This is a genomic window from Parabacteroides sp. AF18-52, from assembly GCF_003479145.1.
GTDB classification, from domain to species: Bacteria; Bacteroidota; Bacteroidia; order Bacteroidales; family Tannerellaceae; genus Parabacteroides; species Parabacteroides faecis.
In genome coordinates this window covers 479,504-498,186 of sequence record NZ_QUGR01000002.1, presented here as the reverse complement: position 1 = coordinate 498,186, position 18,683 = coordinate 479,504, and the positions used below count along the sequence as shown (strand labels likewise).

Sequence of the window (18,683 nt, the reverse complement as noted above, 5' to 3'; positions counted from 1 at the left end):
GATTTTATTCGCTTTTTATGACTTCTGCCGGGTTCGTTTCAGACGCTTTGAGAGTCTGGTAAAGTACGGTAGATATGATCAGGATAATTGTTAATAACAGAATGGTGATGTACATCCATAAATGGATGCTGATCCGGTAAGGATATTGTTCCAGCCAGCCGTGCATGAACAACCATGCCAAAGGAAGAGCTACCAGATTGGCAATGAGTGCGATCGACAGGTATTCCCGGACGAACATGCTGATAATAGTCCGTGAGGTAGCTCCCATAACTTTGCGGACAGCTACCTCTTTCCGTCGTTGGGCTATATTACCCGAGGATATGGAATAAAGTCCGAAGATGGATATGAGCGTGCAGAGTATTGCCAGTAAAGAGAATAGTTGCAGGCTTGCATCTTCCGACCGGCTTAACTCTTTCAGTACATCGTTTACTGTTGTAATTTCCGGTTGCTGGTCGTATGGGAAAGCATGTTTTTTGTATGCCTCCCGGATCGCTTTGATGGCGTTTGGCTCATCTCCGGGATTTACTTTGACATAGTAACAATAACTCCTCCACTGGGCAGGATGCAATAGGATGATGACCGGGAGGACCGTATTCCGTAGGCTGGCAGACTGAAAATCTTTTACTATACCGACAATTTCCACATTCTGTTGTTGATTGTTCCAGAAACTGAGCTTTTTACCGATCGGGTTGGTATATCCCATGATGCGTGCCGCCTCTTCATTGATAAGCGCTTTGGTACTCATCAAACGCCAACTCCCTTTTACCAGGTCTGTCTCTTCAAGCAATCTGCCTTTTAACAGTGGTATCTTGAAAGCGGACAGGAAGTTTTTACTGACTTCCAGTATCTGGAAATCGGCTTTGGCGTTCGGGCTTTTTCCTTCCCATTTTACATCATTCTGGGTTGAAGGTTCATGCATGATAGAGAAGAATTTTGCTAATACCAGTTCTTTCACAATGGGAAGGGAAGCAATTTCACGGGCGGTACCTTCTCTGTCATCATTCAACATAATGAGTTGTATCAGGCCTTCTTTTTCAAATCCAAGGTCTTTGTGCCCCATCAGGTTGGTTTGCCGGATCAGTATAAAAGCGCTCATCAGGAAAAATACGCAAATGCCCAGCTGGATAGTCAGGGCTATTTTACGAAACCAGTTTTTCCGGTGAGGTGCTACACCCCCGGAAGCTAATAACTGGGAGGTACGGATAAAACGGAATGACAATGGAAGTGAGATAAAGATAGTTATCAACCAGCTGAGTAGTGATGTTTTTATCATATCGGCATACAAATCCTTACTATCTAATGTCGTATCAAAAACATGCCTGAATAATGGTGCTGTAATTTCCATCAGGCTCCATGCTAATAAGGTTGCGATGAATATCAACAATGAATATTCCAGTAACAGCTGGCAGAGCATTTCTTTTTTTCCGGCTCCGATCGCACAGCGTAACTTCATTTCCCGTATTCGTATGTAGGTCCGGTTAATTTGCAGGTTGATAAAATTGAAGAATACACATAATAACAACAAGAGTCCTGTTATGGTAAAAGTACGGATATAAGTGAGGTTGAAAGATAGTTCGCTGCCGAAGGTATGCCGGATAGCGGTGAGAGGGATCAGTTTCAGTGATATAGTCTCATTATATTTATGAACAGTTGTGTAATCTGTGATTTTCTTCTCAAATGTATCTATATGTGTATTTTTATCCAGTAACAGATATATTTTCACATTCATATAACTCCATTGTTCTTCTTCCGTCCTTTCCCTTTCTCCTTTCCGTCCGAATTGGTCCAGTTCGAATATGTCTCCTTTGAACAGGGAATTATCCGGGGTGTTTTCTAATATGGAAACGATCTTAAGACTCTCTCTGTAGCCGTTACTTAGTACTTTATCCAATGCGTTCTCAGGAGATCCGAAAAGTTTGACAGCAAAGGAACGCGTTACTGCTATTTCATTAAGAGATTGCAGTATGTTATCTTGTCTTCCACAAATTACTTTTCGTGGGAAGAAGGAAAAGTAATATTCATCGATAAAAATTTCTTCGGGGTAGGATAAACGTTCTCCGTTATAGTAAAAATCCGATCCGAACTTCCCGTATATTTGAGTAGTCTCTATTACTTCCGGGAAATCCTGTTTTAACCTTCTTGCCAGTATAAGAGGTAACTGTTCTGTTTTTTTACCGGTCTGTTTGTCTACCCCATAGAGCATGTATATCTGTTTGGATCGGGGATAAAAACCGTCGTATGAAGTTTCATATTTCAGCCAGTTGATCCCATATGCAAAACATACCAATCCGATTGCCAATCCGGCAATACTGATGACGGTCTGCAATTTGTATTTGAAAAAATTACGTATGGCTATAATGATATAATGTTTCAACATGGCTGATGACTGTTTTTAGTAGTTTATTTTGTTATTCGCTTTTTATGACTTCTGCCGGATTTGTTTCTGATGCTTTTAATGTCTGATAGAGAACGGTACAGATAATCAAAGCACTTGTTACTAATAATACGATACCATACATCCAGAAACCGATATTGATGCGATAAGGATATTGCTCCAGCCATCCGTGCATAAACAGCCAGGCTAGTGGGAGGGCAATAACGTTGGCAATGACTACGATTGTCAGATACTCTTTGAAGAACATGCTGATAATTGTTTTTGACGAGGCACCCATCACTTTACGTACGGCTACTTCTTTTCTGCGTTGTGCAATATTACTGGATGAAACGGAATAGATTCCGAAGATAGAGATCAAAGTACAGAGTATCGCCAGTAAAGAGAATAGCTGTAGGCTGGCATCTTCCGACTGATTCAACTGGTTGAAAACATCTGTCATAGTCTGTATTTGGGGAACTGTATCTCCTTCTTCTTTGTGTTTTTCGAAAACAGTCTGTATGGCTTTAATGGCAGCTTGTTCATTTTGGGGTTTTACACGAGCGTAATAGTAGTAACTATTCCATTTACTTCCGTCCAGTGTGATAATCATCGGGAGTACCGGGTTACGCAGACTGGCCGCCTGGAAGTTTTTGACGACGCCTACTATTTCCATCTCTTTTTGTCCCCTTTTTCCGTCATGGTAAATGACGCCGTTCCAGATACTGATCTTTTTTCCGATCGGGTTGTCCATTCCCATGATCCGGGCTGCTTCTTCATTGATGACGGCAGTGTTGCCCGGCGTGGTCCAGTCTTCCGGGTCTGAATTACCTTCGTCTATAAAATTGCCTTTTAATAAGGGGATTTTGAATGCATCCAAAAATTTGCTTCCTACTTTGATTACCTGGAAATTCGGATTGAAATCGTCCGGCTTTCCTTCCCAATGCACTTCATTCTGTGTATAAGGTTCGTGGGTGATAGAAAAGATGCCGCATTGAACAAATTCATCGATTATCGAAAGAGTTGCCAGTTCGTGGGTGATTCCGGAACGGTCACGATAATTCATTGTGATATGAATCAGCCCCTCTTTCCGGAATCCCAGATCCTTATGCTTCATTAATGAGATTTGCCGAAGCATGATAAAGGTACTCATCAGGAAGAATACGCAGATTCCGAGCTGAATGGTCATGCTGACTTTTCGGAACGAACCTTTCCGGTTGGCAGAAATACCTCCGGACAACATGAGTGAAGATGTTCGTATGAAACGCAGTAATAGTGGAAATGATACAAAGAGTAATACCGCCCAGCTGACTAAAGTTGTAACAATAAGGCTTATATAGAAATCATGGTTGGCTATCTTCGTCTCGAAGGTTTTACAGAACAGGGAAGAACTGAGTTCCAGCAGACAAAAGGCCAGAACAAAGGCTATACCTGTCTGTAATGTGAGTTCGGTCAATAGTTGTATAATCAGTTCCCGTTTACCGGCACCTATCGAATTTCGGAGTCTTATTTCTTTCATACGCTGATAGATACGGTTCAGGAGAAGATTGACGAAATTGAAGAATACGCACAACAACAACAGGATGGTCGTTATGGCAAAAGTGCGGATGTAAGACAGGTTGAACGATAACTCGCTTCCGAATGTGTGTCGCATATCTGTTAACGGAATCATCTTTATCGCAAGTGTATTCAGATAGTTGTTTTTCTCCAGATAAGTTTGCAGCTTCTTTCTGAATACATCCGCACTGGCTTGATCTTCCAACAGCAGATAAATTTCATTTTCAAATTGACTCCATTGTCTGTCTTCCGATATTCTGTCTGTCATTTCAGTGGTAAACTTATCCAATTCGAAGACATTCTGTTTAAATGCGGAATTAGCAGGTGCATCTTCTACTACCGCCACGATGGTGAGTGTTTCCCGGTATCCGTTTTTCATCACTTTTCCGATCGCATCTTCCGGACTTTTGAAATATTTGAGGGCGAAAGAGCGGGTTATGACTATTTCATCCAGCGAATGCAACAGATTCGTTTGCCGACCGCTAAGAACTTTCCTGGGGAAAAGGGTAAAGAAGTTGTTGTCGATAAATATTTCCTTCGGGTCTTCCAATGTCTGGTCGTTATATTTGAAGGTGGAACCGAAATTCCCGTATACCAGCGCTGTTTCTTTTATTTCCGGAAAATCTTGTTTGAGTTTACGGGCCAGAACGAGTGGCAATTTTCTCTCTTTTTTCCCGGTTTGTTTGTTGATGCCGTAGAGCGTGTACATTTGTTTGGACTTCGGATAAAAACCGTCGTAGGAAGTTTCGTATTCCAACCATTTCATTCCGTAGGTGAAACAAACGAGTCCAACCGCCAGTCCGATAACGCTGATAAGAGTCTGTAATTTGTATTTGACAAAATTACGTGAAGCGATGGTGATATAATGTCGTATCATGGTTGGGAATTAAATTTTGTTCTTTAAATTATATTTGATAACATCCCGGCCTCCTTCTCCGTTGGGAGATAGAGCTAACAAGTATTCGCCGGACTTCTCTGTGGCAATCTTTCGCAAATTACGGTCTGCCTGCAACACCGCTTTTTGTTTCCCTTCCCAGTCGAATACATAGATGACCGAATTGCCGGTAAAGTTTGTCGATCCGTCGAACAGACAGAATACATATTTGTCTGAACTACAGATATCTATAAAGCATTTTTTACTCTGTTCGGCATCCAGATATTTATTGGTTATGTCAGGAACCGGTATTGTATAATAATCGGCAAAAGAGACCGAAGCTGTCATATCACAATTCAGATCATAGAAATTGATACCGTTGATAAAACGTAAGGCTGCGACGATTACTCCTTTTTCTTCGTTGATAACCAGGTCGCTGGCGTATGCTTTTCTCAGGACATCGTCAGGCATCGGAACCGTGATCCGGGGATAACCCGGAACAGCATATTGCCCTGTTATTTTATTGGAAGAGAAGAAAACCTGCGGTTTACCCGGATTGAATGAAACGGCATATAGTTCTTTGGACGTGATGCAACAGTTTGTACAGATATTCCCGGAAATGAAGTTTGTCATAGATATAAGGTCTGCAGAGACAGTAGGAGAAGTCTGTGTCTGGTCCAGGTCTATGCGTTTCAATTGATGTGAATCATTGTCCCAGATGGAGATCCTGTTCTTGTTGTTTGCATAATCATATTTGGTAAAAGACGGATAAGCAATAGAGAACGTATCTTTCTCTCTCGGTTCGATCTGGTAAAGTGAGAAATCATTTTTATTTCTCACTTGCAGGAGTGTGTCGCTGTAATAGTCCAGAAAAGCATAGTAATCATTGGTAATCGCTATATCGTAATAGTTATGTATCCCATTTCCGGCAAAAACAACCTCGCCGGACAGTTCGCCAGTGATCTCCGTACCGGCTTTATATGTTTTTATGCCTCCTTGGCTTTTCTGTTTGTTACAGGATACCAATAGGGAAAGACAGGCGAGTAAATATAAGAACTGTTTCATATCTGTATTATTTTATTGTTATTCGGAACGGATAATGTCTGCCGGATTTGTACGGGATGCTTTCTGTATTTGCCAGATCAGAGTGAGGAATGAAATACCTCCGGTCAAAAGGATCGCAATGGCAAAAATCCACCAGGCGATATTGGCTTTGTAAGCAAAATCGACCATGTATAAAGTGATGGCCAGCCAGGATAAAGGCAAACCGATCAGGCAGGCTATTCCATATAATTGACTGTATTTGATAAATAACATTTGCCATATAGCTTTAGTCGTCGCTCCGTTTATTTTCCGAATCGATATCTCATGAAACCGTTGTTGTATATCGAACAGGGATAAACTGAACAAGCCCATAGCAGAAATCAATATGGCTATAATCGCGAAAAGAGAGGCGACACTTACCAATTGCTTATCCTCCTTGTAAATTGACAACACTTCATCTTTTAAAAATGTATAAGGGAGTTCATTTCCACATGACTCGTTGTATATTTTTCGAAGAAAGTCGATTGCTTCCTGTTTTTTATCCGGAACGATACTGACTAATAGACCGGATGAAAAACCTTCTTTATAATAAAAGAAAATCATCGGTTCATAGCCTTTAGACAAATGTTGTGTACAAATGTCTTTAATAACTCCGATAACCTGATACCTGGGAGCCGGTTGCTCTTTCGTTTGCGGACTGTAAACAAGCAGGCGGTCCAGAATGACTGGTGTTTCATCGATATCTGTAATACCCAGTTCTCTTTTTGCCGATTCATTGATAACAATCGAAAGATCCATATCATTATCGATGGAGTCATTCCATAGCCGTCCTTCAATTGCTTCTATCCCCAAAATACGGAAGGAATTTTGATTGCTTACCTGGGTCCCTATACTTTTCCATTCTTTCCCCGGAATATGTGCCCAGCTATTTTGGCCTAAACGACTGAGTGGCCCGGGAGAATAACTATGCAGCTTGATGAGCGATGGGGTATTTTTCAGGTTTCTGTCCAGTTGTCGAACAATCAGATTGTATTTATTCCACATGCTCATATCGCTACCCCGTGGTCCTTCTATGGGTGAAATTTTGATAATGTTATCTGTTTCATATCCAAGATCGGTATTCAGCATAAAGTTTAACTGACGGATAGAATAGATAGATACGATGGTTAAAGCCAGTGTGATAATATATTGTAAACAAAGGAATACTTTTCTGGATATAGTAGATTCTCCGCCTCTCCCGATCTTTTTCAAAGAAGTGACCGGAGAAGAATAATTATATTGGAAGAAGGGATATAGGGCTGTGATAAAAGGCAACAGGAACAGAATTCCAACAGAAAGGCTGGCGTCAAATAAGAAATGCGAAGGAATCCGGATCATTAGAAAAGTATTGACCAGCAACGTCCCTGTTTCTATGAATGCCCATGCCAGAAATAAAGCTACGAGAGTCATACATAAGTTTTCAGCATACAATTGAACGGCCACTTGCCGGGTATTTGCTCCGAATACTTTTTTCATACCGAATTCACGTGCCCGTTTCTGGATCAACACCGTGTAGACATTGATAAAATTGAATAATCCTACCAGCATGATCAATACGGCAATAGCTATCAGAATAAGTACGTGTGTATAATTCCCTACCAACCGTTTATCCAGGTATGTGACTACCTGCTGATCGAAATATAGCTTCTGTAGAGGGTAAAAGCAGATGCGCAGGCGGTTGGTGAAATTGGACATTTTACGGAATGCTTCGTATTCCTTGTTGACGGAGGCTGCAGAATGCCCCTTATGTAATTTGACAAGGGAATGGGGCATTGAATATTTTCTGTAGTTGGCCGATTCATTCGATATCAGCAGGTCGAAAGGCATGGAAAATCGGGTGTCCGGTTTACCCATAACGGCAACGACGGTTACCATCTCTCCCATCGAGGTGGTGATTTGTTGACCGATCGGATCTTCCTTTCCGAAAATTAATCGGGATAGGTCTTCCGAGATTATTGCGTCTTGCGGATTCTCTAATAATTTATTCCGGGACGTTTTTAGTATGGGAATCGGTACTATTTTCAGATAATTCGTGTCTGCGGCTAAAGAGGCAACATTGTACAGTTTATTATCGACTGTAATCTGATCTTCGTCACTTTGGAATAGTGTAGATACAATTTCCACAGCCGGATCTTCCAATGGGTTTGGGGTATATCCATATTCAGGTAACAGACCGTAGAGTCTTTTCTGGTGAGATACTTCATCTTCCATCACTGTATAGCAAACCCTGTCTATTTCGGGAATAAAATGATCGGTTGTCATTTCTCCGTAGACATACCGGAATATCAATATACAACAGGCCAGGCTGAGTGCCAGTCCCAGTATATTGATTGCCGTATAAAGCCGGAATCGGAGGAGGGTTTGTATTGCTAACAGGATGATTTTCATTTTTATTTATTCTGATTTTACGACTTCTGCCGGATTTTGATTGGCTGCTTTCCAGATCCGCAAACCGGTACATGTGATAATGAGTAAGGCTAGTGCCAGCCATATGGCCGGATAAATCCAGAAATCGATACTTGTCTGGAGTACATAGCCTTCTATCCAGGGTTTCATGATGAGGTAACCGACAGGGAATGCAATGACGGATGCGATCACTAACAAGAACATGTATTTCAATAGGAACGTTTTTACGATATGACTGGTTTCCGCGCCGTTCACTTTGCGTATGGCTATTTCTTTCCTGCGTTTTTCACAGTCGAGGGTGACGAGTGAGAAAACACCGAACAGGGAGATCAATACACAAACCAGGGTGACGAAATCCAACATCATCAGCAATGCGTTTTCCGATTTGAGGAACTTCTCATATTCTTCTTCCATAGATATTATGTTATAATGGATTATGTTAGGATTCATCTGTTTGATCAGTTGCTCGATCCGTTTCTTACAAGAGTTCCAGTCGCAATTCTGATATTGGAAGATAATATCGGAGGATACGCTTGATCCGTCTTCCAGGGTAAACATCATCGGTTTGGCCGGAATGGTAGGCGGAGCAATATAGAAGTCTTTGACGATGCCTGTGATTACTTTTTTCTGAAAACCCTTACCGATAGGATCATTCATATTCATCTGTAAGGCTGCTGTCTCATTTATTATCATACTTTTATCATCTGAAGGGAATGTCCCTTTCAGCAACTGCAGACCGTAAAACTTAAAGTAGTCTTCGTTGCAGTCTATAATTTCTAAAGTGACAGTAGAGGTCGAATCTGTTTTTCCTTCCCATTCATTGATTGTTTGGTAAGCGCGGGCATTACGCGGAAGTAGTCCGGGTAAGTTCGCCGGAACGATCGTTGCAATATAGGGATTTTTAGCCAGTTCGTCCTTAAGACCGTCAATTGGCGGATAAACCTGGATTGTTCCGCGATTTGCACGTTCGATTCCCAGATCCGTATGATTCAAATAATGTATCTGTTTCATCAGAATAGTGGAGCAGAAGATAAAACCGATACTGATAATCAGTTGCAGTACCATACTGACTTTCTGAAAAGAGTTTTGCCCTTTTCCGTTTGATGAACCTTTTAGAGCTGCATTCAGACTTTTCTTTCGGGAGTAGTAGATCGGATATAATGACAAAATGAATGAAAAGGCTGCTACAATGCCGGAATAACTGAGTGCTTCCAGGTAAATACTTGTCTTATCCGATTTAATATCCGACAACTCCTTAAAAGTCGGGATTACCAGTTCCAGTAGGATCAGTCCGAAAAATATTGCAAAAACCAGGGTGATCAAATACTCGGTAGAAAATAACATCAGTAATTCACGATTGGACGAACCGTTTACTTTGCGTAGAGCTATTTCTCTGTCACGCATGCGAATACGGGTGATAAACAGGGTTAGATAGTTGAATAGCGAACAGAGAATGACTAATCCGCCAGCCAGGGCGAAAAGCCGGATATGTTCATATTTAACTGTTACTCCCTGGTTTGGACGGTCATACCGCATGGCTGTAATAGGGGTCGCTACACTTTTCTTTACTACGATCGAGTTCTCCGTTTCATAGGTATGTTCATATAACTTTTGGATAAATTTCTGTGCATCGACCCCTTTTTTCAGTTTTATAAAAGTCTGGCACATACTGGCATACCATTGCGACCGGTTATCTCCCGGCGAAAAATTCCCGACAATTTCGTATGGAATGTTAGAATGACGGCTCCAGGATTGGATAATAGCACATATCTTTTTTTTCTCTCCATATAGTTCCAGTTCCTGACCAAGTGGATTTTCCATCCCGAAAAGCTGTTGTGCGAGTCTTTCGGTAATAGCTATTTCATTGCTGTTTTCTGTAAGGAAGTTATGATTCCCGTTTGTTATTTTTAGTTTGAACATATGCATGGCTGCCGAGTCAATGTCCATTTTAAAAGACCGATATTCCGTACCTTTATATCTGACAGTCGTTCCCCATGCTTGCATATTGCAGGCATCTTCTATTTCGGGAAAAGTCGCTTTCAGATAACCGGCCAGCGGATAAGGAGTAATTTCGGATAGGCCGTTATTGGTGGTCTTTGATTCAGGTCTTACCAGATAGATCCTGTCGGCACCGTCATGGAAGGTATCGTAAGTCTGCTCGTAACGTATCCATAAGGTAGACAGGGCAAAACAGGTAAAACCGATAGCCAGCCCGATGATGCTGATAACGGATTGCGATTTGTATTTTATCAGGTTGCGTATCGCCAGTTTGATATAATGTCGTAGCATATTCATAATATTTCTGTTTATTCGGATTTAATAACTTCTGCCGGGTTGATCCGGGCTATTCTCCAAAGCTGCCATATTATCGTGAAGGCAACGATTACTGCCATAAGCAGGAATATCAGGATAAAAGGTAGAATACCGATGGAGATTCTCTCAGCATAACTTTCCAACCACGATTTTAGTAACAATATCAATATGGGAAAAGCAATGCATGCAGAAACAAACAATTGCAACAGGTTGCTTTTGCAAAACATATGAACAATTGTAGCAGGTGTCGCTCCATTGATCTTACGGATGGCTACTTCCTTTTTCCTTCTGTCGGTAGATAAAGTAACCGATGCGTATATTCCCAGTAGGCTGATGATAATAGATATTATGGAAAATATGGTTGTCAGTTTGAATATATTCTGTTCTCTACTCACATAAAAACCGGAATCATCTTTCATGGAGAAAATATAAGTAGGAGTGGCTTGATTGACATATTTGGATAGTTCGGCTTTCATGATCTCCGGAAATTCCTTCCTATATTCAGGCTTGATTTTTACTAAGCAGCTCATGTTAAGACTGTTCTCAGGGAATGGCATATAAATACAGGGAAGAACCGGGCGGGTATTCATTTCATACCGATTATTTATAAAATCTGAAACGATTCCGACCACCTGGAAGTTACTCATTTCCGCACCCCAATATCTCACATTTATTTGCATGCCGATAGGATTTCGATTGAATAACCGTGCAAAAGATTCATTGACAACAGCTTTGCCTGTTTCTTCTGAGTTGTATAAACGTCCGTCCCGTAATTTTTGGTTGACAAGTTCAAAGAAAGATGGATCGGTATAGATATGGCCCATGGTACTTTTCGCTTCCTCATCACTGATGCCTTCCCACGAAAACCTTCCTTCTCTCAACTGCCAGGCTCCGGAAAATCCCATTCCGTTACGACAAACGATTTCGACTTTTGGGTCTTGCCGTAATTTTTGTAGTATTTCCGGACGGTGGGGAGTTAGCTTATCTCCGTTGAGAGATACGTCGAATGTTGAGGTTTTGTCGGTTTCACTCAGTCCGTTCGTCAGCCGGTATTCAATCAGATCGCTTTGTTGTTTGACAAACCAGGTCGTTCCCAGGAACAGGAAGCAGATAACGAGTTGTATGGATATGAATATATTCCGTAAAACACTATGGCGGCGTATGATCTGATTACTGAACAGACTTTGTATAAGGGATATCTTACCCAGATTATGAATAACGATCAGACACAGAAGCGCAATACCACCTAAACCGATAATGCTGTATTGGGTAAGAAGTTGTACTACGTAACTATTGTCTATTGAAAAATCAGGATTAAGACTGTTAATATGTGGAATGACCAGTTCTGCAATAGCGAAGCTACAAGTACAGGCTATCAGAAAGGCGATGGAAGCTTCAATGAATAGCAGATAGAATATGGAACACTTTGTCGCTCCGTTCACTTGGCGGATGCCGCATTCCTTGATCCTGTTCATCATCCGTCCGATGATGAACAGTACATAATTAAAGAGAGCTGTCAGTAGTACCAGCAGTCCGATAATAAAGAAAATAGTTCCTGAGTCAGAAAAGAAATTTCTATTGTAGAGCGTATTACGCTTCGTCAGCGGTTTTAACTGAACAATAGATTCTGCAATTTCATTTTTATTTTTAGGATATTTCAACGTGCTTTTTTTAAGCTTTTCGTTTAGCTTGTCGATATTTATACCCGGTTTGATTTTTACGAATGAATTGAACCCGTCGTAATAGGTATAACTATCGGGAGAACAGATTGCTTCATTTGTTGTATTCAGTTCGATACCGCTGTATCTTTCCAGATCACTTTGCTTTGGAAAGTTTTCGATCACTCCCCGGATGGTAAATACTTTTTGGGTATCGTCAAAATCATTAATATCGGTGAAGGTTTTACCAATGACATCCGTTGTTCCGAATAATCTATTGGCGGTCTTCTCTGTAACTAGGATAGCATCGGGTGTCTGATCTATTTCATTGGGGGTTCCATTGATTAGCCGTATATTGAAAAAGTCCAGAAAATGATGGTCGGCAAAGACAAACAACTCTTTGAAATAATTGGCTGTACCATCCGTCTTTCTGATTTCGCATAACTTCTCCGTGTAGGGTTGTACTTGGCTGTAAGCGGTAGCCGATTCTATTTCAGGATACTCCTTTGCGAGCATAGCGGAGGCAAAAGGTGAATAACTTGTCTGGGTACCTTTCTCTGTTTCTGTAAAAACGATGCATATTCTTTCTACCTCTTTGATGCTGTGATTCCAGTTTAAGTCAACTCTTAACGTATAGGAACAGATGGCGAAACAGCAGACACCAACCGCTAACCCGATGATACTGATTAGCGATTGCGTCTTATATTTCAGTAGGTTACGTATGGCCAGTTTGATATGGTGTTGTATCATATTCATATATATTGTATTATTCAAATTTAATAACTTCTGCCGGATTTTTACTTGCAGCCTTCCATATTCGCCAATATATGCAAGTGATTGTGATCATGACAAGAGATATAAATAATATCAGGTAGATCCAGAAGGGGATTGTTGTTTGTATAACGTAGTTTTCCAACCATGCTTTCATGATCAGGTAACTGACTGGTAACGCTATGGCGGCTGCTACACAAAGTAATAATAAGTATTCTTTGAAGAACATGCGGACGATTATTCCGACTGACGCTCCGTTCACTTTACGGATAGCAATCTCTTTCCGGCGTTGTTCGCAGTTAAGAGTGACCAGCGAGAAAATGCCGAAAACGGATATAAGGATACAGACAATGGATACAAAGTCGAGTAACTTGATCAGGGCATTTTCCGATTGCAGGAACTTATTGAACTCTTCTTCTGTATTATTTAATCCGTAGAAAGTGAATTCCGGGTGTTTCTCTTTGATCAACGCCTCGATCCGCCGTTTGCATTCTTGCCATTGCCCTTCACGGAAAATGAAAAGGAGATTGCCACTGGAGTTAATAGACCAGAATAGTTCTTGTACTGTAAATACCACCGGTTTCACGGGGATAGTAGGCGAATCTTTACAGAAATCGCGTATTACACCGATAATCTGTGCCCGGGTAGAGTCGCTATTGAGGAAAGATTTTCCGATCGGATCTGCCCAGCCAAACAGACGGGCGGCCGTTTCGTTGATCATCACTTTCTCTTTCTGGTCGTCATCCCTTAACATAGTACCTTTCAGTAGCTTCAGATTATAATAATTACATATTTCTTCACCGCTGGCAATCGTCTCCAAAAGTACTTCATCGGCAGATGCAGGCTTATCATCCCATTCTTTCACCGGTATATAGCTTGCTCCGTTTTGGGGAATGAAAGAGTTGTGATTACCTGAAAGGACTTCGGTTATCATGGGGATTTGCTTAAGTTCTTCCCGCAGGCTGGCTTCGGACGATTTGGCACTGAATGTGATGGAGGCTCTTCCTACCCGTTCCACTATACGGTCGGTATGTGATAAGTAATGTATCTGTTTGATCATTACAAGCGTGCAGAAGATGAATCCGATACTGATAATAAACTGTAAGACCAGGAAGAATTTCTGGAAATAATTCTTCCCTTTCCCTTTTTCCGTTCCTTTTATTGCTGCATTCAGCGATTGGCGGCGGAAATAATGGATAGGAAGCAGAGAAATAAGGAACGACAGTAATGCTACGAAAAGGGAATAGCCGATAGCTTCCAGGTAGATTCCGTTTGTCGTCGTTTTTATTTCGGATAATTCCCGGAAAGTGGGTAGTATCAGTTCTATCAGTAACATCCCGATAAATATAGCAGTCAATAGCGTTAATACATATTCTATAGAAAATAACTCCATCAGATGTTTATCGGAAGAGCCGCATACTTTGCGTAAGGCTATTTCCTTTCCGCGCATCCGTATCCGGCTGACGAACAGAGTCAGGTAATTGAACAGCGAACAAAGGATGACCAGACCGCCCGACAAGGCAAACAACAGGATGTGATTGAATTTGATGATCGCTTCCCGGATGGGATGGTCGTATCGCATCTGTATGATCGGGGTCAGTACGAAATGTTCCAGTTTGGCGTTGTCTTTTTCAATAGTATGCTCATATATCTTTTTACGGAAAGCCTTGATGTCCGCCTCTTTCCTTAGCTTGATAAAAGTCGTCCATCCGCAGGCGTACCAGACCGGGATCGTATAATTGGCTCTTACTATTTCAAAAGGCATGTTTGTATGAGGCTCCCAGGCTTTGACCACTGCACAAATGGGACTTTCCTGGCCGTATATGCTTAGTTCTTTCCCTATCGGGTTCTCTTTTCCGAATAGTTTTCCGGCGAGTTCTTCTGTGATGGCTATTTCTTTACTGCCGTTGACAAGGAAATTGGCATTTCCACTAACCAACCGGATCGGGAATATTTTCATGGAGGCGGAATCCATCTGGATCTGATAAGATGGATAAGTGATCCCTTTGTATTTGAATTCCATTTTACTGTCCGACACGTTACAAGCCTGTTCTATTTCGGGAAATGTTTCCTGCAGATAGGCTGCCAATGGGGAAGGGGTGACTGTGGCCAAACCCTCGTTACTGTTTTTGTCTTCGTTACGGACCAGGAAAATGCGTTCCGCTTCCTCGTGAAAGTTCTCGTAGGTCATTTCGTGCCTGATCCACAGGGTTGCCAGTGCAAAACAGGTAAAACCCATCGCCAGGCCGATAATGCTGACGATCGATTGGGTTTTATATTTTAAAAGATTGCGTATTGCAATCAGTAAGTAGTGTTTTAACATGGGCGCACTGTTATAATTACATTTGAAAATACAAAAGACGTGCCAAAGGGATAAGTGGTTAGTAATACGGGTGTTATGCTTTGTTTGGGACTGACGGTGGTGTGTGTATCCGCACGAATTGCGTTCGTTTACGCACGGTAGGGGAATTTTGCTATAAAAAAAGTGAAGCTACTTGGTTATATTTTATAGTTTTGTGGTCTGTAACTCTATAAAATATGCAGATACCTACGTTTCGATACCTGTTTTTAGCTGTATTTGGCTTGCTTACTTCTTTAAGTATGCAGGCACAGTTTCTTGATTACGGTTCTGATCCGGCACGCTTCAAATGGAACATCGTTAAATTGCCTCATTATAATCTGGTCTATCCGCAGGGAAACGATTCGATGGCTTATAAATATGCACTCTATCTGGAGAATGCTTATCCGCATTTGCAGAAAACGATAGGTATCGGCATGCAGAAAAAGTTTCCGGTGATCCTTCACCCGGCTAATATGTCGTCCAACGGCTTGGTATCGTGGGCACCGCGCCGTATGGAGCTGATTACGACACCTTCCTCTAAACTCGACGGGGTAAGCTGGGATAAACACCTCGTGCTGCATGAGTCGCGCCATGTCCTTCAGACCAGCAAGGTTATGCGGGGCTGGTTTAAACCGTTATATTATGTGATAGGCGAACAGGCTGCCGGTGTGGCTGCTTTTTTCATGCCGAGCTGGTTTCTGGAGGGCGACGCTGTCGGAACGGAGACTTCCATGTCGAACGGCGGGAGAGGGCGGTTGCCGGAATTCAGTATGCCTTACCGTGCCCAAATGCTGGGGGAAGGTAAGAATTATTCGTTCGATAAATGGTACCTGGGTTCTTATAAGGATTATACCGGCGATTATTATGCGTTGGGGTATAATCTGACTTCTTTTGCCCGTCACCGTTTCGGACCGGATATCTGGGATAAGACTACCACCCGTTATGTGAACCGTTTTTTTGCGATCCCGATGTTCAGCAACGCTTTCAAACATAATGCAGGAATCAGTATCGACGGACTGTATAATGAAACATTCGACTTTTTGCGTAAAGAGTGGGAAAAGATGGATACGGCGGCTGTCACGCCTGCTTTCCTTTCTCCGGCATCCAGGATGTACACCTCTTACCGTTATCCGCAGGCCGTGAACGATTCGACGGTCATTGCCGTTAAATCGGGAATACAGGATATCAATTCGCTGGTATCGGTAACGAACGGGAAAGAGAAGCGGCTATGTTACCTCGGTACGATCAATAGCCGTCTGAACCTGGCGGGCAATCGGTTATACTGGACGGAGGTTGTTCCCGGACTCCGCTGGACACATGAAAACTATTCCGTTATCAAACAGTATGACCTGGAGACCGGGCGGCTGACGACACTCACTCCCCGCCAACGTTATCTGGCTCCGGCTATCGATAAGGATAATCGTACAGTGGCTGTTTCCCGTTTTACGGTAAGCGGTGAAAACCAGTTGGTGCTGGTCGATCTGGCAACAGGGAAGGAACAACGTTATTTTACAGTGCCTGATAATGCCTTTTTGAAAGAACTGACTTTTGGTGATGATGGAAAGATAACTGCTGTGGCAGTTACCGATACCGGGATAAGCTTGTTACAACTGGATACGCAAACCGGTGCATGGAGCGAGTTGCTGGCAACTACCTCTGTGAATATCACAGCTCCGTTCTGGAGTGGCGGTAAGCTGTATTTTGAATCGGGGGCAAACGGAACCAATAATATCTATTCCCTGAACCTGCCGGATACAACCGTCTACCGGTTGACATCTGCCCGCTTTGGGGCGTTCGATCCTGCTTTTTCTCCCGGTAAAGACAAACTTCTCTATTCGGATTATCAGGCAGAGGGATACCGTATCGGTTCGTTGCCGGTCGATAGCCTGAAAGCTGAAAAGGTTGATCTGGGAGAGCCTTTTCATTCTCCGCTGGTCGCTTCGTTGGCGCAGCAGGAACAGTTCAATCTCGATTCTGCTGAACTGACCCCCATTGAATTTGCTCCCCGCCCTTACCGGAAGGGATTACATACGTTCAAACTTCACAGCTGGGCTCCTTTCTATTATGATGTGGCAGAGGCTATGAATACAGGTGCCGACGATTTGAGTACGATCGTGAAACCCGGTGTTATGGTCTTGTCACAAAATACGTTGAATACAGCCATTATGCAGGCGGGATGGTATTATCGCAAAGGCGAACATCACGGTAAGTTGTCATTTACCTACAAAGGCTGGTTCCCGGTTATCGATATAGCCGCCGACTATGGCGGAAAGGCATTCGATGTAACCTGGATGACCAACGACAAAGGAAAAGAGGTTGCGCAGGCCAAAACAGTGAAGCGGACGTTGCTGGAAGCCGAAGCACGTGTCTATCTTCCTTTCAATTTGACCCGCAATCATTATATACGTGGAATACAACCGGCTGTTGCATACTATTTTACAAACGACAAGTACCAGCAATACGAAAGCCGTACATATAGTAATTTCCAATATATCCTGCCGGAAGTGTTGTTTTACAGTTACCGCAAGAAAGCATTGCGTGATATTCTTCCCCGGTGGGGATATCAGTTGCGTCTGCAATACCTGCAATCTCCTTTCAACAAAGAGAATTACGGAAGCCTGTATGCAGGGCGCCTTACTACTTACTGGCCCGGCATCCTGCGTAACCACGGGTTGATGCTACGGGTAGGATATCAATATCAGAGTGTGGACAATAAAACGTTGTATTTGCCGAAGCACCTGATCGAAAAGCCTCGTGGATATGATTTTATGTATCAGACCCGGCAGCAGGTTGCCTTTAAAGCGGATTATGCTTTTTCTATCTTTTCTCCGGACCTTAGTCTGGGACAACTGGCTTATATCCGGCGTTTGCGTGCCAATCTGTTTTACGACCTCAACCGTAACCAGGCAGCGAAAGGGCGTGACTGGACGACACAGAGTTCTTTCGGTACTGACCTGATATTCGACTGGAATGTTTTTCGGATGAGCTTCCCGTTAACTACCGGTGTACGCTTGATACAACCGATCGATTACGGTAAATTCCAGGCCGAGGCGTTGTTCTCTATTACATTTTAGGAAAGAATCGTTCACTCTTCACCTTTATGTGTATAAGTTGTTGCTTATTAGTTGTTTGTCTTGTGGTAAATCGGGTGAATGGTTTGGCTAAAAGGTGAATGGTTTATCCGAACCCTTCACTTATATCCAACTATCATTCATGTAATAGGGAACTAATCGGAAAGCAATATATAGCTAATGGTAAACATATTATCCGGTCGTTTTTTGACTGCCATCGTTAAGCTTGTCGACGTAG

Annotated in this window: 8 protein-coding genes; 1 reads left to right on the top strand and 7 read right to left on the bottom strand. The window is 42.4% G+C overall.

The genetic code is table 11. The features are described from left to right. Nucleotides 1–4: 4 nt before the first annotated feature. From DWX23_RS05560 to DWX23_RS05530, 7 genes are read right to left on the bottom strand one after another with little or no spacing between them, the layout of a single operon-like run. Nucleotides 5–2,377 carry an ABC transporter permease gene (locus tag DWX23_RS05560; RefSeq protein WP_122373735.1) on the bottom strand — a complete coding sequence of 791 codons (2,373 nt, stop codon included), beginning with the start codon at nt 2,375–2,377 and terminating at the stop codon, nt 5–7. Nucleotides 2,378–2,408: 31 nt separating this feature from the next. After that, nucleotides 2,409–4,805 carry an ABC transporter permease gene (locus DWX23_RS05555; RefSeq protein WP_122373734.1) on the bottom strand — a complete coding sequence of 799 codons (2,397 nt, stop codon included), beginning with the start codon at nt 4,803–4,805 and terminating at the stop codon, nt 2,409–2,411. 9 nt (nt 4,806–4,814) lie between these two features. Continuing rightward, nucleotides 4,815–5,867, bottom strand: a complete 1,053-nt coding sequence (locus DWX23_RS05550; protein ID WP_122373733.1) for a BF3164 family lipoprotein — start codon at nt 5,865–5,867, stop codon at nt 4,815–4,817. Nucleotides 5,868–5,885: 18 nt separating this feature from the next. Beyond that, nucleotides 5,886–8,273: an ABC transporter permease gene (locus DWX23_RS05545; RefSeq protein WP_122373732.1), complete on the bottom strand. Its 2,388-nt coding sequence runs from the start codon at nt 8,271–8,273 to the stop codon at nt 5,886–5,888. Nucleotides 8,274–8,279: 6 nt separating this feature from the next. Then, nucleotides 8,280–10,586 carry an ABC transporter permease gene (locus DWX23_RS05540; protein ID WP_122373731.1) on the bottom strand — a complete coding sequence of 769 codons (2,307 nt, stop codon included), beginning with the start codon at nt 10,584–10,586 and terminating at the stop codon, nt 8,280–8,282. 11 nt (nt 10,587–10,597) lie between these two features. Continuing rightward, the gene (locus DWX23_RS05535) at nt 10,598–13,018 is read right to left on the bottom strand and encodes an ABC transporter permease (protein WP_122373730.1); all 2,421 of its coding nucleotides are present in this window, start codon (nt 13,016–13,018) and stop codon (nt 10,598–10,600) included. A 10-nt stretch (nt 13,019–13,028) separates the two neighbouring features. Then, a complete protein-coding gene (locus tag DWX23_RS05530) occupies nt 13,029–15,356 on the bottom strand; it encodes an ABC transporter permease (RefSeq protein ID WP_122373729.1) in 2,328 nt (775 codons plus the stop codon). A gap of 215 nt (nt 15,357–15,571) precedes the next feature. Between DWX23_RS05530 and DWX23_RS05525 the strand changes: the two genes are divergently transcribed. Beyond that, nucleotides 15,572–18,448 (top strand): hypothetical protein, encoded by a 2,877-nt coding sequence (locus DWX23_RS05525; protein ID WP_122373728.1) that lies wholly within the window; start codon nt 15,572–15,574, stop codon nt 18,446–18,448. Nucleotides 18,449–18,683 lie beyond the last annotated feature (235 nt).